The 26,676-nt window shown below is 73.2% G+C and carries 23 protein-coding genes; 14 read left to right on the forward strand and 9 right to left on the reverse strand.

What is annotated here, in order from left to right; all coding sequences use genetic code 11:
- Positions 1–92: 92 nt before the first annotated feature.
- From ACZ51D_RS31750 to ACZ51D_RS31760, 3 genes are read right to left on the reverse strand one after another with little or no spacing between them, the layout of a single operon-like run.
- Positions 93–2,207 (reverse strand): putative bifunctional diguanylate cyclase/phosphodiesterase, encoded by a 2,115-nt coding sequence (locus ACZ51D_RS31750; RefSeq protein ID WP_465619856.1) that lies wholly within the window; start codon positions 2,205–2,207, stop codon positions 93–95.
- The gene (locus ACZ51D_RS31755) at positions 2,204–2,365 is read right to left on the reverse strand and encodes a hypothetical protein (protein WP_465664212.1); all 162 of its coding nucleotides are present in this window, start codon (positions 2,363–2,365) and stop codon (positions 2,204–2,206) included. Before ACZ51D_RS31755 ends, ACZ51D_RS31750 begins: the two co-directional genes overlap by 4 nt.
- Positions 2,362–3,168, reverse strand: a complete 807-nt coding sequence (locus ACZ51D_RS31760) for an SAM-dependent methyltransferase (protein ID WP_360489873.1) — start codon at positions 3,166–3,168, stop codon at positions 2,362–2,364. Before ACZ51D_RS31760 ends, ACZ51D_RS31755 begins: the two co-directional genes overlap by 4 nt.
- Positions 3,169–3,412: 244 nt before the next feature.
- On the opposite strand from ACZ51D_RS31760, the gene ACZ51D_RS31765 reads away from it, so the two are divergent.
- Positions 3,413–5,194, forward strand: a complete 1,782-nt coding sequence (locus ACZ51D_RS31765; protein ID WP_465619853.1) for a glycoside hydrolase family 15 protein — start codon at positions 3,413–3,415, stop codon at positions 5,192–5,194.
- A 35-nt stretch (positions 5,195–5,229) separates the two neighbouring features.
- Entirely contained in the window at positions 5,230–5,760 is a 531-nt protein-coding gene (locus tag ACZ51D_RS31770) for an SRPBCC family protein (protein WP_465664213.1), read from the forward strand.
- A gap of 149 nt (positions 5,761–5,909) precedes the next feature.
- On the opposite strand, the gene ACZ51D_RS31775 is transcribed toward ACZ51D_RS31770, so the two are convergent.
- Complete coding sequence (locus tag ACZ51D_RS31775; protein ID WP_465619850.1) at positions 5,910–6,500, reverse strand: antibiotic biosynthesis monooxygenase; 591 nt, start codon at positions 6,498–6,500, stop codon at positions 5,910–5,912.
- A 181-nt stretch (positions 6,501–6,681) separates the two neighbouring features.
- Here ACZ51D_RS31775 and ACZ51D_RS31780 point away from each other — a divergent pair, with 181 nt between their 5' ends.
- From ACZ51D_RS31780 to ACZ51D_RS31810, 7 genes are all read left to right on the forward strand, one after another.
- Entirely contained in the window at positions 6,682–7,974 is a 1,293-nt protein-coding gene (locus ACZ51D_RS31780) for an aminotransferase class I/II-fold pyridoxal phosphate-dependent enzyme (RefSeq protein WP_465664214.1), read from the forward strand.
- Between the two features lie 301 nt (positions 7,975–8,275).
- Positions 8,276–9,529 (forward strand): ergothioneine biosynthesis glutamate--cysteine ligase EgtA, encoded by a 1,254-nt coding sequence (egtA, locus tag ACZ51D_RS31785; RefSeq protein WP_465619846.1) that lies wholly within the window; start codon positions 8,276–8,278, stop codon positions 9,527–9,529.
- A complete protein-coding gene (gene egtB, locus ACZ51D_RS31790; protein ID WP_465619844.1) occupies positions 9,526–10,962 on the forward strand; it encodes an ergothioneine biosynthesis protein EgtB in 1,437 nt (478 codons plus the stop codon). The genes egtA and egtB overlap by 4 nt, the downstream gene beginning before the upstream one ends.
- Positions 10,962–11,711: an ergothioneine biosynthesis protein EgtC gene (gene egtC / locus ACZ51D_RS31795; RefSeq protein WP_465664215.1), complete on the forward strand. Its 750-nt coding sequence runs from the start codon at positions 10,962–10,964 to the stop codon at positions 11,709–11,711. Before egtB ends, egtC begins: the two co-directional genes overlap by 1 nt.
- 45 nt (positions 11,712–11,756) lie before the next feature.
- Positions 11,757–12,728, forward strand: a complete 972-nt coding sequence (gene egtD / locus ACZ51D_RS31800; protein ID WP_465664216.1) for an L-histidine N(alpha)-methyltransferase — start codon at positions 11,757–11,759, stop codon at positions 12,726–12,728.
- A gap of 224 nt (positions 12,729–12,952) precedes the next feature.
- Complete coding sequence (locus tag ACZ51D_RS31805; protein WP_465620012.1) at positions 12,953–14,380, forward strand: sugar porter family MFS transporter; 1,428 nt, start codon at positions 12,953–12,955, stop codon at positions 14,378–14,380.
- Positions 14,381–14,519: 139 nt separating this feature from the next.
- Complete coding sequence (locus ACZ51D_RS31810; protein WP_465664217.1) at positions 14,520–15,830, forward strand: nitric oxide synthase oxygenase; 1,311 nt, start codon at positions 14,520–14,522, stop codon at positions 15,828–15,830.
- A 19-nt stretch (positions 15,831–15,849) separates the two neighbouring features.
- On the opposite strand, the gene ACZ51D_RS31815 is transcribed toward ACZ51D_RS31810, so the two are convergent.
- Positions 15,850–16,512 carry a TetR/AcrR family transcriptional regulator gene (locus tag ACZ51D_RS31815; RefSeq protein WP_465664218.1) on the reverse strand — a complete coding sequence of 221 codons (663 nt, stop codon included), beginning with the start codon at positions 16,510–16,512 and terminating at the stop codon, positions 15,850–15,852.
- Between the two features lie 171 nt (positions 16,513–16,683).
- Here ACZ51D_RS31815 and ACZ51D_RS31820 point away from each other — a divergent pair, with 171 nt between their 5' ends.
- The 4 genes from ACZ51D_RS31820 (at position 16,684) to ACZ51D_RS31835 (ending at position 21,514) form a co-directional block, all read left to right on the forward strand.
- Positions 16,684–17,847 carry an acyl-CoA dehydrogenase family protein gene (locus tag ACZ51D_RS31820; RefSeq protein ID WP_465619839.1) on the forward strand — a complete coding sequence of 388 codons (1,164 nt, stop codon included), beginning with the start codon at positions 16,684–16,686 and terminating at the stop codon, positions 17,845–17,847.
- Positions 17,848–17,877: 30 nt separating this feature from the next.
- Entirely contained in the window at positions 17,878–19,077 is a 1,200-nt protein-coding gene (locus tag ACZ51D_RS31825; RefSeq protein ID WP_465664219.1) for a thiolase family protein, read from the forward strand.
- 50 nt (positions 19,078–19,127) lie between these two features.
- The gene (gene fabG / locus ACZ51D_RS31830; RefSeq protein ID WP_465664220.1) at positions 19,128–19,886 is read left to right on the forward strand and encodes a 3-oxoacyl-ACP reductase FabG; all 759 of its coding nucleotides are present in this window, start codon (positions 19,128–19,130) and stop codon (positions 19,884–19,886) included.
- Between the two features lie 257 nt (positions 19,887–20,143).
- Positions 20,144–21,514, forward strand: a complete 1,371-nt coding sequence (locus ACZ51D_RS31835; RefSeq protein WP_360489903.1) for a S53 family peptidase — start codon at positions 20,144–20,146, stop codon at positions 21,512–21,514.
- A 180-nt stretch (positions 21,515–21,694) separates the two neighbouring features.
- On the opposite strand, the gene ACZ51D_RS31840 is transcribed toward ACZ51D_RS31835, so the two are convergent.
- Entirely contained in the window at positions 21,695–23,650 is a 1,956-nt protein-coding gene (locus tag ACZ51D_RS31840) for a hypothetical protein (protein WP_465664221.1), read from the reverse strand.
- Positions 23,651–24,241: 591 nt separating this feature from the next.
- Here ACZ51D_RS31840 and ACZ51D_RS31845 point away from each other — a divergent pair.
- Complete coding sequence (locus tag ACZ51D_RS31845; protein ID WP_465664222.1) at positions 24,242–24,751, forward strand: HAD domain-containing protein; 510 nt, start codon at positions 24,242–24,244, stop codon at positions 24,749–24,751.
- 71 nt (positions 24,752–24,822) lie between these two features.
- Here ACZ51D_RS31845 and ACZ51D_RS31850 read toward each other — a convergent pair whose 3' ends face one another.
- The 3 genes from ACZ51D_RS31850 to ACZ51D_RS31860 form a co-directional block, all read right to left on the reverse strand.
- Positions 24,823–25,296 carry a hypothetical protein gene (locus tag ACZ51D_RS31850; RefSeq protein ID WP_465664223.1) on the reverse strand — a complete coding sequence of 158 codons (474 nt, stop codon included), beginning with the start codon at positions 25,294–25,296 and terminating at the stop codon, positions 24,823–24,825.
- A gap of 400 nt (positions 25,297–25,696) precedes the next feature.
- Positions 25,697–25,975, reverse strand: coding sequence for a hypothetical protein (locus tag ACZ51D_RS31855; RefSeq protein ID WP_465664224.1), 279 nt, complete (start codon positions 25,973–25,975; stop codon positions 25,697–25,699).
- Positions 25,976–26,069: 94 nt separating this feature from the next.
- Complete coding sequence (locus ACZ51D_RS31860; protein WP_465664225.1) at positions 26,070–26,480, reverse strand: hypothetical protein; 411 nt, start codon at positions 26,478–26,480, stop codon at positions 26,070–26,072.
- Positions 26,481–26,676 lie beyond the last annotated feature (196 nt).

The raw sequence follows: 26,676 nt of genomic DNA on the forward strand, positions 1-26,676 counted from the left end.
CATGACGTGCGGTAACGCTTTGTCACCATCCTTCTCCGCACCCGCAGCGCCTCACCTCGCAGCGACCTACCTCGCAGCGCCTCCGGCGGAGCTCACCCCTCGACGGGACGGCCGTGCGGCTCCTCCGCGATCCGGCGGGCGATCTCGGCCGGCCGCACCGGGCGCCCGAAGTGCCAGCCCTGCGCCCAGTCGCAGCCGATGGTCCGCAGCCGCTCGGCGTCCCTGCGGGTCTCCACGCCCTCGGCGGTGACGGTCAGCCCGAGCGCGTGGGCCATCGACACCAGACCGCTGACGATCCGCCACCCGGTGGACTCGTCCTTGCCCGGTTCGTGCAGGTCGCCCACGAAGGACCCGGCGATCTTCAGCCCGGAGACCGGCAGGTCGCGCAGGTACGCGAGGTTGGACCAGCCGGTGCCGAAGTCGTCCACGGCCAGCGACACCCCGAGGTCGACCAGCCCGTGCAGGGTGCGCAGCGCCTCGTCCTCGGGCCCGACCACCGTCGACTCGGTGATCTCCAGCTGGAGCCGGGCCGGGTCCAGACCGGTGTCGTCGAGGATCCGGGCGAGGTCGGAGACCAGCGCGGAGCTGCGCGCCTGACGCACGGCCAGGTTGACGTTCAGTTGCGGCGCGGCGTCACCGAAGCGCTTGATCCAGTCCGCCGCCTGCCCGCACGCCTGCTCCAGCACCCAGCGGCCGAGCGGCATGATCAGCCCGGTCTCCTCGGCCGTGGTCACGAACTCGTCCGGGCCGAGGACGCCGAGTTGCGGGTGACGCCAGCGCACCAGCGCCTCCGCGGCGGCCAGTCGGCCGTCCTCGAGCCGGTAGAGCGGCTGGTAGTCGACGAAGAACTCGCCCCGGTCGAGGGCGGCGGGCATCCGCACCGACACCGCGTAGCGGCTGACCGCGCGGGCATTCTCCTTGGGGTCGAACAGCGTCCAGCGGCCGCGGCCGGCCTCCTTGGCCCGGTAGAGCGTCAGGTCGGCGGCCCGGACCGCGGCGCCCGGGGTGGTCGTGGACACCCGCCGCTCCAGCACGCCCACGCTCGCGCCCACGGCCAGCTTGTGATCGCCGATCAACACCGGCCCGGCCAGGGCCTTGAGCACCGTCTTCGCGGCGGCCACCGCCTCCTGCTCGCCCCGGCAGTTCTCCAGCAGCACCACGAACTCGTCCCCGCCGAGCCGGGCCACCAGGTGGCCGAGCGGGGTGAGGGCCGCCTTCAACCGGGCGGCGACGGCGGACAGCAGCTGGTCGCCCATGTCGTGGCCGAGGCTGTCGTTGACCACCTTGAAGCCGTCGAGGTCGACGTAGCAGAGGCCGAAGCGGGCGCCCGGCTCCGGGTCCTCGAACAGCTTCTCCAGCCGCTCGAAGAAGGCCGCACGGTTGGGCAGGCCGGTCAGCGGGTCGTGGGTCGCCTGGTGGCGCAGCCGCTCCTGCAGCCGGTAGCGGTCGGTGACGTCCTCGAGCATCGCGACCTGGTACTGCGGGCGGCCGTCGTCGTCGCGGATCAGCGAGACCGTCAGGTGCGTCCAGACCACCTCGCCGTCCTGCCGGTAGTACGGCTTGTCGAACTGGAAGTAGTCCCGCTTGCCGCCGATCAGCTCCTCGTACGCCTCCCAGACCCCCGGGGTGTCCTCCGGGTGCACGAGATCGCCGACCCGGCGGCCGGTCATGTCCTCCGGGCTCGCGCCGAACAGCTCCTGCAGGGCCTTGTTGACGGCCAGGATGTTGCCGTCCGTGTCGCCGATCCCGATGCCGATGGCCGCGCTCTCGAACAGCGCCCGGAACCGGGCCTCGGAAGCGCGCAGCGCCCGCTCGGCCTCCCTGCGGGCGGTGTCGGCGGCGGTGCGGATCGCTTCCTGCTCACGCAGCGTGCGCTCACGCAGCGCGGCGGCCCAGCCGGCCGCGAAGGAGCCGGTCAGGGCGGGGCCGCGGGCGTCGGCGAGCGGCTGCGCCTGGAGCAGCTCGACGGCCCGGGCCAGCAGCACCGGGTCGGTGAAGTGCGCGTCGACCAGCTCGGCGCCGGCCTGCGCGGCCAGGCGCGGCTCGAACGGCGCGTCCTCCTGGGCGCGGTGCAGCAGCGCGGCGGTGCGCGCGACCAGCCGGCTGAGCAGGTCGGGGTGGACGGCGATGCCGTGGTCGGCCGAGAGCAGCCGGGCCCAGTCCTCGTGGAACCGCTCGGCGCTGCCGCGAACCGGAGTGGTGTTCATCGGCGCACCCCGGGGCCGCGGCCGGCGCCGGACAGCACGACGCTCCCGGCGGCGCTGGGCGGCACGGCGCTCCCGGCGGCGCCGGACAGCGCGGCGCTCCCGGCGGCCGCCGCGCCGGGCGGGCGGCCGTCGGTGCCTCGTGCGCCGCGTCCGATCAAGGGCGGAACCCCACGCCCGCCACCCCGGTCATCCGCTCGGGGTGCTCGCCGACCGTGTCGGGCTGGTCCGGGCGCCACTGCGGCAGGTAGACCACGCCCGGCTCGACCAGCTCGAAGCCGGCGAACATCGCGGTGATCTGCTCGTGGTTGCGCATGGTCAGCGGGGTCGGCGTCATCTTGTAGAGCTTCTGGTGGTCCTCCGCCTGGTCCGGGCGGCCCTCCAGGGAGGCGTGCGAGAGCACCAGCGCGCTGCCGGGCGGGAGGGCGTCGCGGATCACCCCGATCAGCTTCCACGGGTCCTCGTCGTCGCTGACGAAGTGGGCGACGGCCACCAGCAGCACGGCCACCGGCTCGCCCTCCGCCAGCAGCGCGGTCACCTCGGGGCGGCCCATCAGGTCGTCGACGTCGCGCAGGTCGGCCTGGACGACGAGGCTGGCCGGGTCGTCCTCCATCAGCAGGCGGCTGTGCGCGACGGCGACCGGGTCGCGGTCCACGTAGACGACCTTCGCCTCGGGGCGGATCGCGCGGGCGATCTCGTGCACCGCGCCGAAGGTCGGGATGCCGGAGCCGATGTCCAGGAATCGGGTGACGCCCCGCTCGGCGAGGAAGGTCACGGCGCGGCGCAGGAAGGCGCGGTTGGAGCGCATGATCTGCGGCAGCTCCGGCCACAGGGCCATCGCCTTGCGGGCCATCTCCCGGTCGACCTCGAAGTTGTGCGAGCCCCCGAGGTAGTAGTCGTAGACCCGCGCGGCGTTCGGTTTGTCCAGGTCCGTGCCCTCCGGTACCCAGCTCGGTCGCCGCATGCCTGTGACTCCTTCACTCCGGTTATGGGGCGGCAGTGCCGCACGGACACCGCTGTGACAGATGAGACTACAAGCACAGAAGATCCTCCTCCGCACCCCGAACGGGTGCAAGCGGAGTGCCCGGCTCCTGGCCGGCGGGCGGGCGTGTCGGGTGGGCGTGTCGCGCGGGGATGCGGGTGCGCGGGTGCCCGTGGCGGCCTTCCTGCCGCGCGGGTCGGCGGCGGCGCGTCCCACAATGGGCGTGATGGCCGGAGGCATCGAGGACTACGCCCTCATCGGCGACCTGCAGACCGCCGCCCTGGTGGGTCGGGACGGATCGGTCGACTGGCTGTGCCTGCCCCGCTTCGACTCCCCCAGCTGCTTCGCCGGACTCCTCGGCGACCAGCGCCACGGCGCCTGGCGGATCGCCCCGGCCGGCGCCGCCGAGTGCCACGCCCGCCGCTACCGCGGCGACAGCCTGGTGCTGGAGAGCGAGTGGCAGACCGCCGGCGGGCGGGTGCGGATCATCGACTTCATGCCGCAGCGCGGTCAGGGCGGCCGGCGCGAACCGCAGCTGATCCGGATCGTCGAGGGCCTCGACGGCACGGTGCCGATGCGCGGGTCGCTGCGGCTTCGCTTCAACTACGGCCGGATCGACCCGTGGGTCCGGCGCACCGGGCACCACCGGGTCGCCGTCGCCGGGCCCGACTCCGCCTGGCTGCGGGTGCCCGCAGGAGTCCACACGTACGGACTGGACGGCGTCACCACCTCGGAGTTCACCGTCACCACCGGGCTCCGGGTACCCTTCGTCCTCACCTGGCAGCCCTCCCACCTGGCCTCCGCCCCGCGCACCGACCCCGAACAGGCGCTCGTCGCCACCGTCGCCCAGTGGCAGGGCTGGGCGGCCGGCTGCCAGTACCGGGGCGAGTGGCGCTCGGCCGTGCTGCGCTCACTGCTCACCCTCAAGGCGCTCGCCTACGCCCCCACCGGCGGGATCGTCGCGGCGGCCAGCGCCTCCCTGCCGGAGGTGATCGGCGGCGCGCGCAACTGGGACTACCGCTTCTGCTGGCTGCGCGACTCCTCGATGACGCTCTCCGCCCTGCTGCGCGGCGGGTTCCGCGACGAGGCCGCCGCCTGGCGCCGCTGGCTGCTACGGGCCATCGCCGGCGGGCCGAGGCACGTCCAGGCCGTGTACGGGGTCGCCGGGGAACGGATGCTCGGCGAGACCACCGCCGACTGGCTGCCCGGGTACGAGGGCTCGCGACCGGTCCGGTTCGGCAACGCCGCCGTCGACCAGCTCCAACTCGACGTCTACGGCGAGGTGGTGGACACCCTCAACCTCGCGCTGCGGGCCGGAATCCCGATGGAGCGGCACGTCTGGACACTGCTGCGCTCACTGATGGACCACGTGGAGCGGCACTGGCGCGAGCCGGACGAAGGGCTGTGGGAAGTACGCGGCGGGCGGCGGCACTTCGTCCACTCCAAGGTCATGTGCTGGGTGGCCGCCGACCGTGCCGTCCGGCTCGCCGAGGCCACCGGACTGCCCGCCCCGGTCGACCGCTGGCGGGCGCTGCGCGACGACATCCACGCCGACGTCTGCGAACAGGGCTACGACCGCCAGCGCGGCGTGTTCGTCCAGCACTACGGCGGGCGGGGGCTGGACGCGGCGACCCTGTTCGTACTCAAGAGCGGTTTCCTCCCGCCGGACGACCCCCGGGTGGTGCGCACCGTGGACGCCGTCCGTGACGAACTCGGCCACGGCGGACTGGTGCACCGTTACCGGGCCGGGTACCACGGCGACGGGCTGCCGGGCGGCGAAGGAGCCTTCCTGGCCTGCTCGTTCTGGCTCGCCGACGCGCTTGTCGCGACGGGACGCCGGGACGAGGCGCGGACACTGTTCGCGCGGGTGGTCGGACTCGCCAACGACCTCGGACTGCTCTCCGAGGAGTGGGATCCGCGCTCCAGGCGCCAACTCGGCAACACGCCACAGGCGTTCAGCCACGTGGCACTGGTCAACACGGCCTTCGCCCTGGCCGAGCCGGGGTAGCGGACGCGGGGGTGACACGAGGCTAGGGTGGACCAGTGGACCCCAACCACTACCGTTTCCGGGGCATGTGGCGGCTCGCGGCGCCGCCGGACATCGTGTACGCGGCGCTGGCGGACGTACGGAGCTATCCGCTGTGGTGGCCGGAGATCCGCGAGGCCCGGCCGACCGGCGAGGATTCCGGGGAGGTGGTGGTGCGCGCGCTGCTGCCGTACCGGCTGGTGATCGGCCTGGAGGCGAGCCGGCGCGACCCGGCCGCCGGGGTGCTGGAGGCAACCATGCGGGGCGACCTCACCGGGTGGTCCCGGTTCACGGTGACGGCGGACGGCGCAGGACGGGCGCGTTGCGCTGCCGACCGGGACGGCGCGGGCCGCGCAGGCAGCTCGGGCGGCGCGGGCGGCGCGGGCAGCCGGGTGCTGTTCGAGGAGGACACCCGGCCCGGCTCGGCGCTGTTGCGCCGGCTCGCCCTTCCGCTGCACCCGGTTTTCCGGGCCAACCACGCGGTGATGATGCGCCGGGGGCGGCGGGGGCTCGCGGCGTACCTGGCGGCGGGCGGGGGTGACGGATGACGGCTGACAACTTTCAGCGAACAGATGACAGCTGACAGATTTCGAAATCTGTCAGCTGTCATCTGTTCGCTGTCGCCTGTCGTCTGTCGTCTGTCGGCTGACATCCGTCCGCCCGTCGCCCCCGCTCGCCCGCCGACACCCGCCGCCCCTCACCCCTTCGCCCCCGGAAACAGCCACCGCCGCAGCGCCCGCGTCACCACCGGCAGCGCCGCGTACGTCATCAGCAAGCTGATCAGCGGCGCGGTGACCAGCGGTCGGACGGCCACCGGCAGGCCCGTCAGGTGCGGCCCGAGCACGACCGCGGAGACCACGACCAACGGCGCGATGGCGATCGTCGAGGCCACCGCCATCTTCCAGCGCACCGGCGGTCGGCGCTGCGCGGCGCCCGGGGTGGTGGCGAACCAGCCCTCCATCCCGTGGATCTCGTGGCGATGGACCTCGTGGTGGTGGCCGTCCGCCTTGGCGAAGCAGGCTGCCCGCACCGGGGAGGTCTGCCAGGAACGGAACGCCTCGGCGTCCCGGAAGTGCAGCAGCAGGTGCCAGGGTTCGTCCGGGCCGGACGGACGCAGCAGCCCGGTGCCGAGGTTGCCCGCGTGTTCCGTGGCCGCGGCGAGGATGTTCTCCGCCCACCGCTCGAAGGCTTTCTCGTAGCCCGGCTCCACCCGCCGTGCCACGAACAGCGTGACCTCCTCGCCCTGGTCGGTCTGCTCATCGACCGTCCCCCGTACCGTCGCCGCCATCCTCGCTGCCCCTCTCCCCGTGCGTCCCCGCGTCTGCGCCCCCGTGCCTCACCGGCCGCGAGCCGCCGGGCAGCCTACGGGCCGTCCGGTGATCCGCCCACCCTGCGCCCGAACCGTGGGACGAGACGGCCCCGCCGGGACTAGCGTGGCCGGAGCGTCCCGACGCACCGGAGGCCCGCCCATGACCGCCACGCCCCCTACGCCCACCACACCCGCCACGCCCGCCACACCCACCGGCCCTATCGGCTCAGCCGGCCGCCTCGCCTTCGGCTTCGACGCCCCCTTCGACCGCACCGGCACCGGCAGCAGCAAGTGGGCACGCGCGGGCGGCGCCCCCGGGGTGGTCCCGATGGGCCTCGCCGACATGGACCTCCCCGGCCCGCCCGCCATCGCCGAGGCCCTGCGCCAGCGGGCCCGCCACCGCGCGTACGGCTACACGGTGTGCGACCCGGCGGGCCGGCCGCTGGTGGCGGACTGGTACCGCGCCCGGCACGGCGTCGACGTGGATCCGGACTGGGTCCTGCTGCTGCCCTGCGGCCCGCGCACCGCCCTGCGCGTGCTGCTGGAGGCCGTCCGGCCGGACCCCGGACGGCCACAGCCGCCCGTCCTCTTCCCGACCCCCGAGTGGGGCGGCTTCGCCCAGCTCTGCCGCGCCGCGCGCGTCGCGTACCGGGAGCTGCCCCTGCCCCTCGGCCCCGGCGGCTACCGGCTCCCGGACGGCCCGCTCCCCGGGCCCGCCACCGCCGTACTGCTCAGCAGCCCGCACAACCCCTCCGGCCGGGTCTGGCCCGCCGACCAGCTGCGCGGCCTGGCCGAGCGGGCGGCAGAGGCGGGCGCGCTGCTGGTCTCGGACGAGGTGCACGGCGACCTCACCCACCCGGACATCGCCCACCCGGATATCGCCCGCCCAGGCATCGCCCATCCAGACCCCACCCACCCCGGCCGGGGCCACCCCGTCGCCGTGACCGCCGTCGACCCGGCGCACCGGCACCTCGTCGTCACCCTCAACTCCGTCGGCAAGACCTTCAACTGCTCCGGCATCCCCAGCAGTTTCGCCCTCGTCCCGGACCCTGGGCTGCGCACCCGGTTCGCCGACGCACTGGCCGGCTACGGCCTCTGGGAGGGCGGCCTGCTGGAGCAGACCGTGCAGCGGGCGGCGCTGTGCGAGGGCGGCCCGTGGCTGGACGCGCTGCTCGCCCACCTCGCCGCTGCCCGCACCCGGCTCACCGACCGGCTCGGGCCCGCCGTCCGCTCGGCCCCGCAGGCCTCCTACCTGCTCTGGCTGGACGCCGCCACCCTGGGCCTGCCGCCGACGGCCGCCCGGCAGGCCCTGTTGGAGCGCTGCGGCCTGGAGGCCTCCGACGGCGCCGAGTTCGGCTCCGGCGGCCACGGTGCGCTGCGGTTGAACTACGCCCTGTCGGGCCCGGTGCTGGACACCGTCCTGGCGCGGCTGGAGCGGCTCGACCTCGGGTGACCCCGGCACATGCCGGGGTCACGCACCCCGTGTACGCGCTCGCGTACAAGCCGCCCAAAACCCCGCAATCACCCGTTCGCCACGCCCCTGACCTGCGGAAACCAACGTTCACACGATTTTTGCGGAGCGCCCCCGCATGCTCCGTAGCAGACTGGGCAAAGTAGACCGGGCCGCAATCGTGATCCCGAGGATGGTGAGTCCGGTGATACCCATATCCCACACCACTCCGCCCGACCGGCAGAGCGCACCACCGCCCCCGACGGGGGTGACCCCGCTGACCGAATCGGGGGCGCGCAGCCACGTGTCGGGTGTCTGTTTCAAGATCGGACCGCCCCGACTGGTAGGTGTCGAGGTCGAGTGGTTCGTCCATGACGATCGATGTCCCACCCGGCCCGTCCGGCCGGAACTGATCCACGCCGCACTGGAGTCGCTGCCCCTCGGCGGCACCGACGGCACCTCGCTCCCCTCCGGTTCGCGCCTCACGCTCGAACCCGGCGGACAGGTCGAGCTCAGCTCCCCGCCCGCCACCGGCCTCCTGGCCTGCGTCGACGACACCCGACGCGATCTGACCGCCCTGCGGGCCGCCTTCGCGGCACAGGGCCTGCGACTCACCGGCACCGGGACGGACCCGCTGGCCCGCCCCCGACGGATGGTGCTGGACCACCCCCGCTACCTCGCGATGGAGCGCTTCTTCGACTCCGCGGGGCCCTGGGGCCGGATCATGATGACCGGTACCGCGTCGGTGCAGGTGTGCCTGGACGCCGGCGAAGCGGACGGCCCGCACGCCGTGGAGCGCCGCTGGCAGCTGGTCCACCGGCTGGGCCCGGTGCTGGTCGCCGCCTTCGCCAACTCCCCGCTGCTGGACGGCAGGCCGACCGGTCACCGGTCGACCCGGCAGACCGTCTGGTCCCGGATGGACCCGACCCGCACGCTGGCCCCGGAGCCGGACCACGGCGACCCGCGCGAGGCCTGGGCGCGGTACGTACTGGACGCCGAAGTGCTGTGCATGCAACGGCCTGAGGGACTGCCGTGGACGGTCCCGCCCGGGCTGACCTTCCGTGAGTGGATCCGCGGCGGAGGCGAACGACCGCCCACCCTCGCCGACTTGGACTACCACCGCACCACCCTCTTCCCGCCGGTGCGCCCGCGCGGCCACCTGGAGCTGCGGATGATCGACGCCCAGCCCGGGGACGGCTGGACGGTGGTCACCGCGCTGGTCACCGCGCTGCTGGACGACCCGGTGGCCGCCGATGCCGCGCTGGCCGCGCTGGAGCCCCTCGCGTGCGCGGACGGTCCGCGACCGCCGCGCAACGACGTCTGGTGCCGCGCCGCCACCCTGGCGGTCGCCGACCCCGAACTGCGCCGCGCCGCCCTCACCTGCTTCGCCGCCGCCGACGCCGCACTGGGCCGCCTGCCCGGTGCCGGGCGGCTGCGCACCGCCGTCGCCGAGTTCGCCGAGCGCTACCCCGCGCGCGGCCGCTGTCCGGCCGACGACCAGCTGGACGCCCTGCGCTCCGGCACCCGACGCACTCCCACGGAGGAGGCCGCCCCATGACCGACGTCCGACCGAACGGCCCGACCGCAGCCCCCGCCCAGGAGGTCGGCGCAGCACCCGGGATCGAGGATCGCGGCATCGAAGACCGCGGTTCCGAGGCCGCACGCGGCATCGAGGCACCCCGCGGCATCGAGGACCTGCGCGAGACCATCGCCGCCGAGCTGTCGGCCGCCCGCGCCCGGACCGCCGCGCTGACCGACTGCGTCGAGGACGGCGACCTCACCGCCCAGCACTCCCCGCTGATGTCCCCGCTGGTCTGGGACCTCGCGCACATCGGCAACCAGGAGGAGCTCTGGCTGCTGCGCAACGTCGGCGGCCGGGACCCGATGCACCCGGAGATCGACGGGCTGTACGACGCCTTCCAGCACCCCCGGGCCGAACGCCCCAGCCTGCCGCTGCTGCCGCCCGCCGAGGCCCGCGCGTACGCCCATGAGGTGCGCGGCCGGGTGCTGGACATGCTCGCCGCCAGCCCGCTGGAGGGCGCGCCGCTGCTGGAGGCCGGGTTCGCGTTCGGGATGATCGCGCAGCACGAACAGCAGCACGACGAGACGATGCTGATCACCCATCAGCTCCGCAGGGGCGCGCCGGCCCTGGCCGCTCCCCCACCGCCGCCCGCACCCGTCGACGCCGCCACGCTGCCCGCCGAAGTCCTCATCCCCGCAGGACCGTTCACCATGGGAACGGACACCGAGCCGTGGGCGCTGGACAACGAGCGCCCGGCCCACACCGTCGACCTGCCGGCCTTCCTGCTGGACACCACGCCGGTCACCAACGCCGCCTACCAGCGCTTCATCGCCGAGGGCGGATACGACGACCCGCGCTGGTGGACGCCGGAGGGCTGGACGCACCGGCAGCGCGCCGGGCTGACCGCCCCGCTGTTCTGGCAGCGCCAGGGCGGCGAGTGGCTGCGCCGCCGCTTCGGCGCAGTCGAGCCCGTCGAGCCGAACGAGCCGGTGCTGCACGTCAGCTGGTACGAGGCGGACGCGTACGCCCGGTGGGCCGGGCGGCGGCTGCCGACCGAGGCGGAGTGGGAGAAGGCGGCCCGGCACGACCCGGTCACCGGCCGCTCCCGCCGCTACCCCTGGGGCGACCGGACCCCCGGCCCCGAGCACGCCAACCTGGGCCAGCGCCATCTGCGCCCGGCCGGGGCCGGCTCCTACCCCGAGGGACAGTCCCCGTACGGCGTACGGCAGTTGATCGGCGACGTGTGGGAGTGGACGGCCGACGACCTCCACCCCTACCCGGGCTTCCGGGCCTGGCCGTACCGGGAGTACTCGGAGGTCTTCTTCGGCCCCGAGTACAAGGTGCTGCGCGGCGGCTGCTTCGCGGTGGCGCCGGTCGCCTGCCGGGGCACGTTCCGCAACTGGGACTACCCGATCCGGCGGCAGATCTTCGCCGGGTTCCGCACCGCCCGCGACGCGGAGCGCGACTGATGTGCCGCCACATCGCCTACCTGGGCGAGCCCGTGGCTCCACAGGAGCTGCTGGTGCACCCGCCGTACGGGCTGTACCGGCAGTCCTGGGCGCCCCGGACGCAGCGGTTCGGCACGGTCAACGTGGACGGCTTCGGCCTCGGCTGGTACGCGGACGGTGACCAGGTGCCCGCCCGCTACCGCCGGACCGGGCCGATCTGGGCCGACGAGACCTTCGCCGACCTGGCCCGGGTGGTCCGCACCCGCGCGCTGCTGGCCGCCGTGCGCTCCGCCACCGAGGGCTGCGCGGCGGGCGAGAGCGCGGCCGCGCCGTTCGCCGCCGAGCGCTGGCTGTTCAGCCACAACGGCGCGGTGGCCGGCTGGCCGGGCAAGCTGGACGCCCTGGCCGCGCTGCTCCCGTCGGCCGAGCTGCTGGAGCTGGAGGCGCGCACCGACTCGGCCCTGCTGTGGGCCCTGACCCTGCACCGGCTGCGGGCCGGCGCCGAGCTCGACGAGGCCCTGGCGGGCACCGTCGCGGACGTCGCCGCGCACACCACCGGGCGGCTCAACCTGCTGCTCACCGACAGCACCGCGCTCGCCGCGACCACCTGGGGCGACACCCTGCACCACCGGACCCTGCCGGACCTCGGGACGGTGGTGGCCTCCGAGCCGTACGACGACGGACCGGGCTGGACGCCCGTGCCGGACGGCTCGCTGCTGCTGGTCGGCGGCCACGGCGTCACCGTCCGTCGGCTCCCCAGTCACTACTGACCCTCCACCCTCCCTTCATCTTCTGAACAGAGGAACCACCCTGTCATGGACACCTTCGAGCTCACCCGACTGCTGCCCGCCGACCACTTCAGCACCACGTTGCGCCAGGACGTGCAGCACGGCCTGACCTCGGAACCCAAGTGGCTGCCGCCGAAGTGGTTCTACGACGCGCGGGGCAGCGAGCTGTTCGAGGAGATCACCCGGCTGCCCGAGTACTACCCGACCCGCGCCGAGCGGGCCATCCTCACCGCCCGGGCCGGCGAGATCGCCGCCGCCACCCGGGCCCACACCCTGGTCGAGCTGGGCTCCGGCTCCTCCGAGAAGACCCGGCTCCTCCTGGACGCGCTGCGCGCACTCGACACCCTGGAGACGTACGTCCCGGTGGACGTCAGCGAGAGCGCGCTGACCACCGCCGGCTCCGCGCTCGCCGGCGAGTACCCCGGCCTGGCCGTGCACGGCGTGCTGGCCGACTTCACCGCTCGGCTCGGACTGCCCCCCGAGGGCGGCCCGCGCCTGGTCGCCTTCCTCGGCGGCACCCTCGGCAACCTGCTGCCCGAGGAGCGCGCCGCCTTCCTGCGCAGCCTGCGTGCCGCCCTCGACCCCGGCGACTTCCTGCTACTCGGCACCGACCTGGTCAAGGACCCGGCGGTGCTGGTCGCCGCCTACGACGACTCCGCCGGGGTGACCGCCGAGTTCAACCGGAACGTGCTCAACGTGCTCAACCGCGAGCTGGGCGCCGACTTCGACCCGGACGCCTTCGAGCACGTCGCGCGCTGGGACGCCGAACAGGAGTGGGTCGAGATGCGGCTGCGCTCGCTGCGCTCGCAGACCGTGAAGATCCCGGCCCTGGACCTGCCGGTGCACTTCGCCCGCGGCGAGGAGCTGCGCACCGAGGTGTCGGCCAAGTTCCGCCGCGAGCGAGTGGCCGGAGAGCTGGCGGCGGCGGGACTGCGGCTGAGCCACTGGTGGACGGATCCGGAGGGCCGGTTCGGGCTCTCGCTCTCCGCCCCGGCGTGAGCGGCACCGCCCCGAACTCAGGCGGCCAGGCCCGAGGCGGAGCCCGGCCCGCGGCGGAGCCCGGCCCGCGGCGGTGGCCCGGTGGCCCGGTGGCCCGGTGGCTCAATTTGCTTGTTCACCTTACGAATTCTCGAAGCGAAAATTGAGCCCCCGGCCTACAAGAGTTAAATGAATAAGGGTTACGATCTCGGCGACCGAGCTCAGCGTTGAGTACCAGGAGTCAGATCGTGAGCGTCACCCAGAAGCCCTCCGGGGCGGTCGAGGACCCCGCGCCCGGCCGCCTCGGCTTCGTCGTCTTCATCACCGCCGCCGCGGCCCTCGGCGGGTTCCTGTTCGGCTACGACAGCTCCGTGATCAACGGCGCCGTCTCCGGCATCCAGGCGAAGTTCGGCGTCGGCGACGGCGTGACCGGCCTGATCGTCTCCTCGGCCCTGCTGGGCTCGGCGATCGGCGCGGCACTGGCCGGCCGGTTCGCCGACCGGTACGGCCGCATCAAGGTCATGAAGGCGGGCGCGCTGCTGTTCGCGGTCAGCGCCGTCGGCTCGATGCTGCCCTTCTCCGCCTGGGACCTCGCCCTGTGGCGCGTCCTCGGCGGCGCGGCCATCGGCATCGCCTCGGTGATCGCCCCGACCTACATCGCCGAGGTCGCGCCGACCAAGTACCGCGGCCGACTGGCCTCTTTCCAGCAGGCCGCGATCGTGCTCGGCATCGCGATATCCCAGCTGATCAACTGGATGCTGGCGCAGGCCGCCGGCGGCGACACCCGCGGCCAACTGCTCGGCCTGGAGGCCTGGCAGTGGATGCTCGGCATCTGCGTCGTCCCCGCCGCGGTCTACTTCGTGCTCTCCTCGGTCATCCCCGAGTCCCCGCGCTACCTGATCCAGGCGGACCGCCTGGCCGACGCCCGCAAGGTGCTCGCCCAGGTCGAGGGCGAGGGTGTGGACACCGACACCCGGATCGCCGAGATCCGGACGCTGATCGACTCCGACCACCGCCCGCGCTTCCGCGACCTGCTCGGCGGCCGCTTCGGCCTGCTGCCGATCGTCTGGGTCGGCATCGGCCTGTCGGTGTTCCAGCAGCTGGTCGGCATCAACGTGATCTTCTACTACTCGTCGATCCTGTGGCAGTCGGTCGGCATCGACCAGAGCAACTCGCTGATGATCAGCTTCATCGGCTCGGTCATCAACATCCTCGGCACCGTGATCGCGATCGTGCTGGTCGACCGGATCGGCCGCAAGCCGCTCGCCCTGATCGGCTCGGTCGGCATGGCGGTCGCACTCGGCACGGCCGGCTGGGCGTTCTCCTCGGCCACCGGCAGCGGCGACAACCTCACCCTGCCCGACCTCCAGGGCACCGTCGCCCTGATCGCCGCCAACGCCTTCGTGCTGTTCTTCGCGATGTCCTGGGGCGTGGTCGTCTGGGTGATGCTCGGCGAGATGTTCCCGAACCGGATCCGCGCCGCCGCGCTCTCCGTCGCCGCCTCCGCGCAGTGGATCGCCAACTGGGCGATCACCGTCTCGTTCCCGTCCATGTCGCGGTGGAACCTGTCGGCGACCTACCTGATCTACGCCGCCTTCGCGGCGCTGTCCGTCCCCTTCGTGGCGAAGTACCTGAAGGAGACCAAGGGCGTCCGACTGGAGGACATGGGCTGACAGCCGGAACATCGGCTGATCCGACAGTCTGACCTTCGGCCCCCGCACCCTAGCGCGCTCCGCGCGGGTGCGGGGGCCGAATCGTTCACTCTCTGCGGTGGACCGGACACCTCCGGTACTCCTGTGCGACAGGAGGGATGTGTCCTTGATCTTCAACCGGCTTCGCACCCGCAGAACCGCGGCCGCCACCATGACCGGCGGCTGCCCGTACGCCCACGACCACGCGCACCAGCAGCCGCAGGCCCACGTCGGCAGGCCAGACCCGGCGGCGTACCAGGCCCAGGCCTTCCGGGACCAGGCGTACCAGGGCCAGGCGTTCCAGGACCCCCTGACCGCGTCCGCGACCGCGGCCGTGCCCGCGCCGCCGCCGTTCACCGACCCGGACCAGGCCGCCGACTTCATCCGGCAGTTCCACCACGAACAGCCCGCCTCCGGGGACCCGCAGCCGCGGCTGCGCGCCGTTCTCGACGAGATCGACCGCACCGGCAGCTACCGGCACACCTCCGCCGAACTCGCCTACGGTGCCAAGCTCGCCTGGCGCAACGCCGCCCGGTGCATCGGCCGGCTCTACTGGCGCAGCCTGGTCGTCCGGGACCTGCGCCACCTCACCTCGGCCGACGACATCGCCGCCGAGTGCTTCGAGCACCTGCGGCTGGCGGGCAACGGCGGCCGGATCCGCCCGGTGGTCTCGGTGTTCGCCCCCGACCGCCCGGGCCGCCCGGCCACCCGCATCCTCAACCAGCAGCTGGTCCGCTACGCCGGCCACCGGGTCGGCGAGGCCGTCGTCGGCGACCCGGCCGGCATCGCGCTCACCGCCCGCGCCCGCGACCTGGGCTGGAAGTGCGCCGAGGACCGCTTCGAGGTGCTGCCACTGCTGGTCCAGGAGCGGCCGGGCGAGCGGCCCGTACGGTACGAACTGCCGGACGGCACCACGCTGGAGGTGCCGCTGAGCCACCCCGAGTACGGCTGGTTCGCCGACCTCGGGCTGCGCTGGTACGCGGTGCCCGCGATCAGCGACATGACGCTGGAGATCGGCGGCGTCCGCTACCCGGCCGCGCCGTTCAACGGCTGGTACATGGGCACCGAGATCGGCGCCCGCAACCTCGCCGACGCCGACCGCTACGACATGCTCGGCACCGTCGCCGAACGGCTGGGCCTGGACACCTCCAGCGACCGCACGCTCTGGCGCGACCGCGCGCTGATCGAGCTCAACATCGCCGTGCTGCACTCCTTCCAGGAGGCCGGGGTGACGATCGCCGACCACCACACCGAGTCGGAACGTTTCCTCAAGCACGTCGCCCAGGAGAAGCGGCTCGGCCGGACGACCCCGGCGGACTGGAGCTGGATCGTGCCCCCGGTCTCGGGCGGGCTGACGCCGGTCTACCACCGGTACTACGACCCGGTGGACCCGGCGCTGCGGCCGGCCTTCGTCCCGCGCGAGCCCTGGTAGCGATGCCGGCGCCGCGAGGTCAGGGCCGTGCCGGGAGCCGCTCGAAGCGCAGGGCGAGCCCGTCCAGCAGGGCCTCCAAGCCGGTCTCGAAGGCGCCCTCGTCGACCGCCCCCCGGTATCCGGCCAGCCGGTGCGCCTCGCCGAGGTGCGGGTAGTCGGCCGCGTCGTAGACCTCGGCGTCCGCCGGGAAGCCGGCCGCGAACGACGCCAGTGCGGAGCCGGTGACGAAGTAGCGCATCAGCGCGCCGATCCTGGTCGCCTGGCCGCGCGGCCACCCGGTCTCGACCAGGTGACCGAAGACCGCGTCGGCCAGGCGCAGCGCGTTCGGCCGCCGCCCCGGGCCCTGGGCGAGGACCGGGACGATGTTGGGGTGGGCGGCCAGCGCGGCGCGGTAGGAACGGGCCCAGTCGCGCAGTGCCTGCGGCCAGGGAGTCCCGACGGTTCCGGTGGTCCCGACACTCCCGAACATCGACAGGTCGACTTCGCCGATGACGCTGTCCACCACCGCGTCCAGCAGCTCGTCCTTGGTGGCGAAGTGGTTGTAGAGCGAGGGCCCGCTGACCGACAGCTCGGTGGCGAGGCGGCGGGTGGAGAGGGCGTCCAGCCCCTCGTCGTCGATCAGCCGCAGGGCAGCGGCGACGATGCGCTCGCGGCTGAGCAGCGGGGTGCGTGGACGGGCCATCTCGGCGGCTGCCTCCGGTTCCTCCGGTCGGGTGTGCTGGGGACCGATTCTGGCAGGTGCCTCTTCCCAGCGCGGGCCGGGCGGGGCTACAGTCCCCCCAGAAAACTTGCAGCGCTAGTTTAATCGGTCCGGACCTCGCCCGGACCCTGGACACGGGATTCGGGAGCCGCCGTGAACCTGGAGTTGTCCGAGCAGCAGAGCGCCGTCCGGGACCTCGCCGCCTCCTTCACCGACCGCGAGATCGTGCCGTACGCCACCGAGTGGGATCGCGCCGAGTCCGTCGACCGCGCGATCATCGGCAAACTGGCGAAGGTCGGCTTCCTCGGCCTGACCATCCCCGAGGAGTACGGCGGCAGCGGCGGCGACCACCTCGCGTACTGCCTGGTCCTGGAGGAGCTCGGGCGCGGTGACTCGGCCGTGCGCGGGATCGTCTCGGTCTCGCTCGGCCTGGTCGGCAAGTCGATCAACGGCTTCGGCACCGAGGAGCAGAAGCGGCACTGGCTGCCCCGGCTCACCTCGGGCGAGGCGCTCGCCTGCTTCGCGCTCACCGAGCCCGGCACCGGCTCGGACGCCGCCAACCTCACCACCCGCGCGGTGCGGGACGGCTCGGACTGGCTGATCAGCGGCGCCAAGACGTTCATCACCAACGGCACCTGGGCCGACGTCGCCCTGGTCTTCGCCCGCACCGGCGGCAGCGAGCCCGAGCAGCGGGGGCACAGGGGCATCACCGCCTTCCTGGTCCCCACCGATCTGCCCGGCTTCACCCGCACCGAGATCCACGGCAAGCTGGGCCTGCGCGGCCAGGCCACCGCCGGACTCTCCTTCGAGAACGTCCGGGTGCCGGACAGCGCCCGGCTCGGCGAGGTCGGCAAGGGCTTCACGGTCGCGATGGCCGCGCTGGCCAAGGGCCGGATGTCGGTCGCGGCCGGCTGCGTCGGCATCGCCCGCGCCTGCCTGGAGGCCGCCGTCCGCTACGCGGGCGAGCGCGAACAGTTCGGCCGGACGATCGCCTCGCACCAGCTCGTCCAGGAGCTGCTGGCCGGCATCGCCGTGGACGTCGAGGCGGCCCGGCTGCTCACCTGGAAGGTCGCCGACCACATCGAGCGCGGCCTCCCGTTCGCCACCGAGTCCTCCGTCGCCAAGCTCTACGCGAGCGAGGCCGCCGTCCGGGCCGCCAACAACGCGCTCCAGGTGTTCGGCGGGTACGGATTCATCGACGAGTACCCGGTCGGCAAGTACCTGCGCGACGCGCGGGTGATGACCCTCTACGAGGGCACCAGCCAGATCCACCAACTGCTCATCGGACGCGCCCTCACCGGCGTCAACGCCTTCTGACCCACCCTCTTCGCTAAGGAGCCCGACGACGTGCGTCCTGTCTACTTCGCCGCCGCCCGCCGCACACCCATCGGCCGGCTGCGCGGAGCGCTCGCCACGGTCCGCCCGGACGACCTCTCCGCCACCGTGCTGCGCGCCCTGCTCGCCGACGTACCCGCCCTCGACCCGGCCCGGATCGACGACGTCTACTGGGGCGCCGCCAACCAGGCCGGCGAGGACAACCGCAACGCCGCCCGGATGGCCGTCCTGCTGGCCGGCCTGCCGGAGACCGTCCCCGGAGCCACCGTCAACCGGCTCTGCGCCTCCGGCCTGGAAGCCGTCACCCTCGCCGCCCGGGCCATCGGTTCCGGCGAGGCCGACGTGGTGCTGGCCGGCGGCTGCGAGTCGATGACCCGCGCCCCCTTCGTCCTGCCCCGCCCCGACGAGGCGCTGCCGCACCGGATGGAGACCTACGACACCCGGCTCGGCTGGCGGCTCACCAACCCCCGAATGGCCGACCTGCACGGCGTGCTCAGCATGGGCGAGACCGCCGAGGAGGTGGCCGGCCGGTACGGCATCACCCGTGAGCGCCAGGACGCCTTCGCACTGCGCAGCCACCAGCGGGCCGCCGCCGCCCGCAAGGACGGGCACTTCGACGCCGAGCTGATCCCGGTCGAACGGCCGGACGGGGTGACGGTGAGCCAGGACGAGAGCATCCGTGAGGACACCAGCCTGGCGAAGCTCGCCGGGCTCAAGCCGGTCTTCCGGACCGGGGGCACCGTCACGGCCGGGAACGCCTCGCCGATGAACGACGGCGCGGCCGGACTGGTCCTGGTCAGCGAGGAGGCCCTGCGCGACCTCGGGCTGCAGCCGCTCGGCCGGTACGTGGCCGGCGCCTCGGCCGGGGTGCACCCGGACGTCATGGGCATCGGCCCGGTGCCGGCGACGGCGAAGGTGCTCGGGCGGGCCGGCTGGTCGCTCGCGGACCTGGAGACCGCCGAGCTCAACGAGGCCTTCGCCGCCCAGGCACTGGCCTCCGCCGACGGCATCGGCTTCGACCCCGAGCAGGCCGACGCGCTGGTCAACCCCAGCGGCGGGGCGATCGCCCTCGGCCACCCCCTGGGCGGCTCCGGCGCCCGCATCCTCACCACCCTGCTGCACCGGATGCGCCGTACCGGCGCCCGGCGCGGCCTGGCCACCATGTGCGTGGGCGTGGGGCAGGGTACGGCCGTGCTGGTCGAGAACGTCTGACAGCGGACAGACAGCAGATGGCAGCCGACACACTCTTCCAAGGAGTTCACATGACGCGTTTCGCGGGCAAGGTCGCCGTGGTGACCGGCGCGGCACAGGGCATCGGGGCGGCCACCGCCCGTTTGCTGGCCGAGGAGGGCGCGGCGGTCGCCGTGGTCGACCTCAGCGCCGAGCGGGCGGCCGGGACGGTCGCCGAGATCACCGCCAAGGGCGGCACCGCCCGGGCGTACGGCTGCGACGTGGCCGACTACGACGCCGTCGAGGGGGTGTTCGCGCAGATCGCCGCCGACCTCGGCGGGGTGCACATCCTGGTGAACAACGCCGGGATCACCCGGGACAACCTGTTCTTCAAGATGCCCAAGTCCGACTGGGACACGGTGCTGACGGTCAACCTGACCAGCGCGTACAACTGCAGCCACGTCGCACAGAAGTACATGGTGGCGCAGAAGTACGGGAAGATCGTCTCGCTCAGCTCGCGCTCCGCCCTCGGCAACCGGGGCCAGGCGAACTACGCGGCCGCCAAGGCCGGCATCCAGGGCCTCACCGCGACCCTGGCCATCGAGCTCGGGCCGTTCAACATCAACGTCAACGCCGTCGCCCCGGGCTACATCGCCACCCCGATGACCGCGGCCACCGCCGAGCGGGTCGGCAGCACGGCCGAGGACCACCAGACCGAGGTCGCCGCCCGTACGCCGCTGCGCCGGGTCGGGCAGCCGGAGGAGATCGCGTCGGTGGTCGCCTTCCTGGCGAGCGAGGACGCCTCGTACGTCAGCGGGCAGACCCTGTACGTCAACGGCGGGGCGCGGTAGTCCGGGGGTTGAACCGGGCGGGGTCAATGGATACGCTTGATATTCATTGAATATGACTGACGTGTCATCAGATGGCCGTTCCAGGTGCATGGTTACCTTCACCTGGGACGGCCTTTACCTTTTCTCGTGGCCGAGCATGACCATGGTAGTGATCACATGACCCCACCAAATGACTATGGCATGATCATGTGGCACTCGATGGGATGGCCCAACCGACCCGACCGGACCCGGTCGGGCCCTGCGTCCCAAGGAGTTCCATGGGCAGCCCCGCTCCCCTCCGCCGCGCCATGGCGCTGCTCGCCGTCGGAGCCACCGCTCTGACCGCCGGCACCGTCGCCGTCCCGGCCGCCGGCGCCGCGACCGCCGCCCCCTCGCACAACCTGACGGGCGTCCACGTCCGCCCCGCCTCCTTCGGGCACCACAACGCCCAGGCGCGCCCCGCCCCGCTGACCACCACCCAGTGCGTCAGCCAGATCGGCATCCACTGCTACTCGCCGCTGCAGTACCGCGCCGCCTACAACCTGAGCCCGCTGTACGACCAGGGGATCACCGGCAAGGGCCGCACGATCGTCATCGTCGACTCCTTCGGCTCGCCGACCATCCAGCACGACCTGGAGGTCTTCGACAAGCAGTGGGGCATCCCGGACACCAACGTCGAGGTGGTCAAGTGGGGTAACGTCCCCGTCTTCGACCCCACCAACCCCGACCACACCGGCTGGGCTGGCGAGACCACCCTGGACGTCGAGTACGCCCACGCGGTCGCCCCCGACGCGCACATCGTCCTGGTCGAGACCGGCGTCGCCGAGACCGAGGGCACCACCGGCCTGCCCGAGATGATGGACGCCGAGAAGAGCCTGATCAAGTCGGGCCGCGGCGACGTCATCTCGCAGAGCTTCGGCGCCACCGAGAACACCTTCCCGGGGTACGACAAGGGCGACTTCAAGTCGCTGACCGACCTGCGCTACGCGTTCCAGGCCGCCGCCGACCACAACGTCACGGTGCTCGCCGCCTCCGGCGACAACGGCGCCACCGACGCGAAGGAGAACGGCACCGACCTGTACCCGTACAAGGTCAACTCCTGGCCGTCCTCGGACCCGCTGGTCACCTCCATCGGCGGCACCCAGCTCACCCTCGACGACTCCGGCAAGCGCACCGCGGCCGACAAGGTGTGGCACGACAACTACGGCGCCGGCGGCGGCGGCGTCTCCGGCATCTTCGAGCGCCCGTGGTACCAGGCCGGCGTCGCCAACGTCACCGGCAACCACCGCGGCACGCCCGACATCAGCATGAGCGCGGCGGTCGACGGCGGGGCCTGGACCTACGAGTCCTACGACCCGACCGCGGTCGGCTGGCACCTCACCGGCGGCACCAGCGAGGCCACCCCGATCTTCTCGGGTGTCGTCGCGCTCGCCGACCAGCTCGCCGGCCACCGCCTGGGCCAGCTCAACTGGCGCCTGTACGGCCTGAACCTGCTCCCGAGCCAGTGGAGCGGCATCGTGGACGTGAAGGACGGCGACAACGGCTGGGGCGGAGTCACCGGCAACAACGCCACCGCGGGCTACGACCTCGCCAGCGGCCTGGGCACCATCGACGCCGCCAAGTTCGTGCACGCGATCGCCGGTCGGTGATCGGGTAGCGGCTCGGTCGGCCGGTAGCGGCTGAACGGCTGAACGGCCGGACCGCCGCACAGCTGACAAACGACAGCGGACAGCTGACAGATTTCGAAATCTGTCAGCTGTCCGCTGTTTTCTGTTTGCTGTTCTCTGTCAGCTGGCCGCTGTCAGCTGTCAGCTGTCTTCGGTTACCCGTCAGCCGGTGGCGGCCAGCTGGGCGAGGTAGCGCTCGGCGGCGCGGAGCTTGCGGCCCTCGGGACCCGGGAGATAGGCGCGCAGCTCGATGATCTCCGGGGCGATGCGGATGGCCTCCGCGCGGTCGGTGATCGAGCGCCAGCAGGCCTCGGCGTTGGTGGCCGCCTGCTGGGTCTCCGGGTGCTCCGGACCCTGCGAGCGGAGCAGCGTCAGGGCCACCTCGCGGTAGATGTCCGCGGCCTCGGCCGGGCGGCCCGCGAGTCGGCACACGTGCGCCCGTACCTGGCGCACCTGGAGGACCGGCTCGGAGACGGCGCCGTGCTCGGCGATCGCCTCCAGTTCGAGGGCGAAGGCCAGGTCGGTCGCGGCGGCATGGTCCCCGGCGTCGGCACTGCGGACGATCCGTCCGATGACCTCGCGGTAGTCCGCGCGGGGTCGGCCGGCCGCCGGTGCATCAGCGGGGGCTTCGGCCGGGCCATCGACCAGGGCATCGGCGGGAGCCTCCCCCGGAGCGGGCGGAGCGTCGGTCGGCACCTCGTCCTGCGGCACGGCGTCGGCGGGGACCTCGTCGGCCGCGACCTCGCCGGTCGGCGCCTCGTCGGTCGGCGCGGCCTCGGCCGGGACGGCGTCCCGGGGTTCCTGCACGGCCTCGGCCGTCTCCTCGGCCTCCTCTGCCGTCTTCTCGGCGCCCTCCGGCGTCTCCGCGACGTCGGCAACCTCGGCCGTCTCCGAGGCCAGGGCCTCCGCGGCCGCCACCGCGTCCTCCACCTGCGGGAGTTCGGCCTCGACTACGGCGTCGGGTGCCTCCGGCCGGCCCTTGAGGAGCGTGACGCCGACCTTGGGCGCAATCTCCTCGGGCGCATTCTCCTCGGGCACGGTGTCCTCGGGCGCAATCTCCTCGGGCACGGTGTCCTCGGGCACGGTGTCCTCGGGCGCGGTGTCGGCCGGGGTCGCCTTGCGCAGGGTCACGCCCGGTGCCACCACGGACTCGCCCGCCTTCAGCAGGCTGACCGGGCGGGCCGGCCGGGGCGGGGTGGGCGGCACGCCCGGCTTGACGAGGCTCACCGGGCCGCCGACGCCCACCGGAGCGGCGGGAGGGGCCGGTACCGGCCACGCGGCGACGTCGTCCTGCGGCTGCGCCGGACGCGGCAGCAGTGGTGCCGCGGGCGGCGGGAACGCGGGCACCGCGTCCGTGAGCGGCACCACGTCCGTCACCGGCGGCAGGTCGGCCACCGGGCCGTCGCCGCGCCGGGCGGTGTTGCGGAAGAACGGACGGTCCGGGGCGTGCGTGGCCAGGATGACCACGTCCGGCCGCAGCACCGAGTACACCTGTTGCCGCAGCTGCTCGGGCGCGATCACCTCGCCCGCGCCGGGCCGGCCGCCGTGCAGTGCCTCGATCAGGGCGCGGGTGAAGGTGCCGATCTGCTCCGGGTCCGGGCTGACGACGGCCCACAGCGGGATGCCCTCGCTGAGCGGCGAGACGGTGCCCTGGAGGTACGGCCAGGCGTTCTGGTCGGCGCTCAGGTCGGCGATGACCAGGGTCTGCCACTCGGCCGGGCGGTGGCTCAGCTCGGCGGCGATGGCCTGCCAGGGCAGGCCGTCCTGCCTGGCGTCGCGCAGGGTCAGCTGCAGCTGGCCGCCGCGCTTGTCGGCGACCACGTGGCCGCCCACGTGCACCAGTAGCGGCCCGGGGTGCCGGGAGGCGGCCCGCAGGTGGGCGAGGACGGTGTGCGGGTCGCTGGCGCCCGGGAGGTGGACGGCGTCCACCGCGTCGGCGGCGAGCAGGACCTGCGGCGAGACGGCGGCGAGCATCGCCGAGAGCACCGGTGCCTGGGTCGGGCCGCCCCGGCCCCAGGTGCGGCGGCCGGAGTTGCCGTACCCGCCCTCGATCACCAGGATCCGTCCGCGCGGCGCGGCACCGAGACCACCGAGCCCGCCGGCGGCCACACCCGGCATGCCACCCGGCATTCCGCCCGCGACCGGGAACGGCGGCGGCGTCGCCGAGGACGCCGCACCTGCGGCGGGCAGGCCGGTGAGCGTCCATCCGGTCGGCGCAACGGGTGGCGCGACAGGCGGACCGGCAAGCGGACCGGCAGGCGGACCCGCCGGAGGGGCGAGCGGCGGCGTGGGCACCTGCAGGGGCTGCTGCGCAGCCGGAGCGGGCGCGGAAGCGGGCGCCGGGACGGGAGTAGGAGCCGGCGCCGCAGTGGGCACCGGAGCCGGTACGGCCGGGGGTGCTGGCGGCGGCTCGTAGAGCGCGGCGGGCCCGGGCGGGTGCTCCTCGGACGGGACGCGCGGGGGTGGCGGTACGGCGTCCCAGGGGCCCGAGTCCGCTGCCGGGTCGGGGCCTCCGGAAACCGCTGTCGTCTCCGCCATCTCCTGGTCACCGCCCCGCCCCGCCGCCCCGCGGCGTCTGATGCCCTTGCCTGTGTGGTGCTTGCCACCACACTCCGTGCGCGCCACCCTACGAGATCCCGGCGCACCCTATCCAGGCCGGGTCGCCGATCGGCTCGTCAGGCCGCCCGTGGCGCCCGCTATCGTGCCGCCATGACCGGTACCGACCGCCCTTTGCTCTTCCTCGACGTGGACGGACCGCTGATCCCCTTCGGTTCCCCTCCCCCGGGCGGCTACCCCACCTACCGCAGCCCGTCGGGCTCCGGCGCGACGCCGGGCGGGAACCCCCTGGTGACCCGCGCCAACCCTGCGCTGGGGCCGCGCCTGCTGAGTCTTGGCTGCGACCTGGTGTGGGCGACGACCTGGCTGGAGGACGCCAACGACTGCCTGGCACCGTGGCTGGGTCTTCCGCAACTGCCCGTCGTGGACTGGCCGCTGGAGGAGCAGGACGAGCCGGGCGGCGTGCACTGGAAGACCCGCACGCTGGTGGCCCGGGCCGCCGACCGCCCGTTCGCCTGGCTGGACGACGAGATCACCGAGGCGGACCGCCGCTGGGTCGCGACCCACTCCCCGGCCCGCGCATTCCTCCACCGGGTGAACCCCCAACGCGGCCTCACCGCAGCGGACTTCACCGCTCTGGAGACCTGGCTGCGCACCGTCTGAGCAAGAACTCCGTACACGAAATCCGAGCACGAAATCCGAGCACACTGTCCGAGCACGAACCGCCCGGTCGGCTACGGCCTCGGGTGGGGCGCGACCGCGAGGCGCTCCGCGGCGGCGGCGATGAACGCTGCGACCGCTGCCTCGAACTCGGCTTCCCGGTCCTTGAGTTCGACCGGGTCGACCGCCTCGGGCAACGCCCCCACGCACGCGAACGCGGCGTCGGCGAGCGGCTCGGGACGGCCGGACACCAGTCGCAGCCGGAACCGCGCCGTCTCGGCCAGGGCGCCCAGCCGGTCGGCCTCGGCGAGCGCCGGTCCGCAGGCGAGCGGGTCCGACCGACGCAGCCATACGGTGACGACCGCCCGCTTGAGCTCGGTCACGGCCGCGGCGAACCCGCTGTACGCGGCCAGGCGTTCCTGGCGCAGCAGTTCCTCGCGTGCCCTCGCCTCGGTCCGCGCGGCGGCCCGCTGCTGGAAGAGGTGGGTGCTGAGGGCCCCCAGCAGGGTGCCGAGGACCGCGATCAGACTCCCGAGCACCGCGCTCATCCTCCTCCGCACCCCGCTCCACGGCTGCCGGCGGCGTGCCCCGGCCGCGCGGCACCGGCACCGGCGGATGCCACGCGGCCGAGGACGGTTCCTCCCCGCATGTAGGGTCCACGACTCGATGAGCACTGGCCGCTGTGGGAACGCGCAGTTCCACGCCTGACGGGCACTCGTTCTATCGGCGTTGCGTGAGCAATCGCCACCCTCCGAGCACCTTCGCAGTAACGGTGCGTGGGGACGGCGGGTAGGGCGGGCACACGCCGAGTTCGCGCCCAATGCGGTTCAGCCAACCAGTACCGTGCGGCACCGGATCAAGGTCATGGCCGATCAGCCAGTCTCCGAGCACATGCTCGCCGGTAAGGGTATCGGCGGAGCCGCAGAGGATGCAGGTAGCGGATATGGATCAGCCGATCTGGGATGGGTCTGATGCGACCCACGCCGGGGGTGATTGTGTGGATGCGCGCACGAACCGCTCGACGTCGAATCGGTGCTCGCGCAGCCGCCGTTCGGCGGTCTCCAGCTGCTCATCGGTGAACAGCTCCCGGTACCACGGCAGCAGCACATGCGCCTCGACACTCATCTCCAGCCGTCCGTGTTCCCAGAGGGTGGTGAAGCCGTCCGAAGCGTCCCGCCCGCGTAGTAACTGGCGGGCGGCTTCGGCACCGCCCAGTTCGCTGACCATTTCCATGAAGCGGGTCGCGTTGTAGCAGATCTCCCGCTTGAGGCGCTCCAGGCCAGGACCATGTCCCGGTGGAACTGCCGTTCCGCCTCGCTGCTCACGACGTCCCCCGGATGCTCTGGAGGAACTTCCCAGAGCCGTCATCCAGCACCCAGAACGACCAGCCGTTGCGGTTAGGGCTGACCCCAGGCTTGTAGTGCGCCACCACGGCACGGGCCGCACCGGTCGGCGACTTGAAGCTCTGCCCACTGAGCGGCCCCGACGTGATGTCGATGCGCGTCGTCCTCGGGTCGTAGCAGCCCTGCGTGCGGTGTCCCTCGTAATCCGCGTACACCGTCACGCCGCTCGCCGCTTCCGGCTGCTCCGTCTTCTCCCTCGCGGCAGCCGTGGGCATGCTGGCGGCGGCCACCAGCCGTGCCACCACCTCGCCTGCCGTACAGCCGCTGATGCGGGCCGCGAACTCCAGCGACTGGTAGGTTTGCGTGTCCACCTCGACTGTCTCAGTCATGGCGTCCCCTCTCTCTAGTTAGAGCGTATCGACAAGAAAGGAGATTAAGCAAGCAAACTGAGAGAACAGAGGATGGCCCCGGCGACCAACACCGGGCTGAAAGGTCAGACACCCCATGTCGTTGGGTGTCAAGCGGCAATGGGTTGGGCGTGGTGTGACCAGGCGGTCGCCTCGTCGTAGAGGGTGCGGGTCTTGA

The organism is Kitasatospora sp. NPDC033851, assembly GCF_055576085.1.

Excerpts from the sequence above, each read along its gene's own strand:
- ACZ51D_RS31750 (WP_465619856.1), bottom strand. The coding sequence starts at position 2,207 with ATGAACACCACTCCGGTTCGCGGCAGCGCCGAGCGGTTCCACGAGGAC.
- ACZ51D_RS31760 (WP_360489873.1), bottom strand. The coding sequence starts at position 3,168 with ATGCGGCGACCGAGCTGGGTACCGGAGGGCACGGACCTGGACAAACCG.
- ACZ51D_RS31765 (WP_465619853.1), top strand. The coding sequence starts at position 3,413 with ATGGCCGGAGGCATCGAGGACTACGCCCTCATCGGCGACCTGCAGACC.
- ACZ51D_RS31775 (WP_465619850.1), bottom strand. The coding sequence starts at position 6,500 with ATGGCGGCGACGGTACGGGGGACGGTCGATGAGCAGACCGACCAGGGC.
- ACZ51D_RS31780 (WP_465664214.1), top strand. The coding sequence starts at position 6,682 with ATGACCGCCACGCCCCCTACGCCCACCACACCCGCCACGCCCGCCACA.
- egtB (WP_465619844.1), top strand. The coding sequence starts at position 9,526 with ATGACCGACGTCCGACCGAACGGCCCGACCGCAGCCCCCGCCCAGGAG.
- egtC (WP_465664215.1), top strand. The coding sequence starts at position 10,962 with ATGTGCCGCCACATCGCCTACCTGGGCGAGCCCGTGGCTCCACAGGAG.
- egtD (WP_465664216.1), top strand. The coding sequence starts at position 11,757 with ATGGACACCTTCGAGCTCACCCGACTGCTGCCCGCCGACCACTTCAGC.
- ACZ51D_RS31815 (WP_465664218.1), bottom strand. The coding sequence starts at position 16,512 with ATGGCCCGTCCACGCACCCCGCTGCTCAGCCGCGAGCGCATCGTCGCC.
- fabG (WP_465664220.1), top strand. The coding sequence starts at position 19,128 with ATGACGCGTTTCGCGGGCAAGGTCGCCGTGGTGACCGGCGCGGCACAG.
- ACZ51D_RS31835 (WP_360489903.1), top strand. The coding sequence starts at position 20,144 with ATGGGCAGCCCCGCTCCCCTCCGCCGCGCCATGGCGCTGCTCGCCGTC.
- ACZ51D_RS31840 (WP_465664221.1), bottom strand. The coding sequence starts at position 23,650 with ATGCCGGGTGTGGCCGCCGGCGGGCTCGGTGGTCTCGGTGCCGCGCCG.
- ACZ51D_RS31845 (WP_465664222.1), top strand. The coding sequence starts at position 24,242 with ATGACCGGTACCGACCGCCCTTTGCTCTTCCTCGACGTGGACGGACCG.
- ACZ51D_RS31850 (WP_465664223.1), bottom strand. The coding sequence starts at position 25,296 with ATGAGCGCGGTGCTCGGGAGTCTGATCGCGGTCCTCGGCACCCTGCTG.
- ACZ51D_RS31855 (WP_465664224.1), bottom strand. The coding sequence starts at position 25,975 with ATGGTCAGCGAACTGGGCGGTGCCGAAGCCGCCCGCCAGTTACTACGC.
- ACZ51D_RS31860 (WP_465664225.1), bottom strand. The coding sequence starts at position 26,480 with ATGACTGAGACAGTCGAGGTGGACACGCAAACCTACCAGTCGCTGGAG.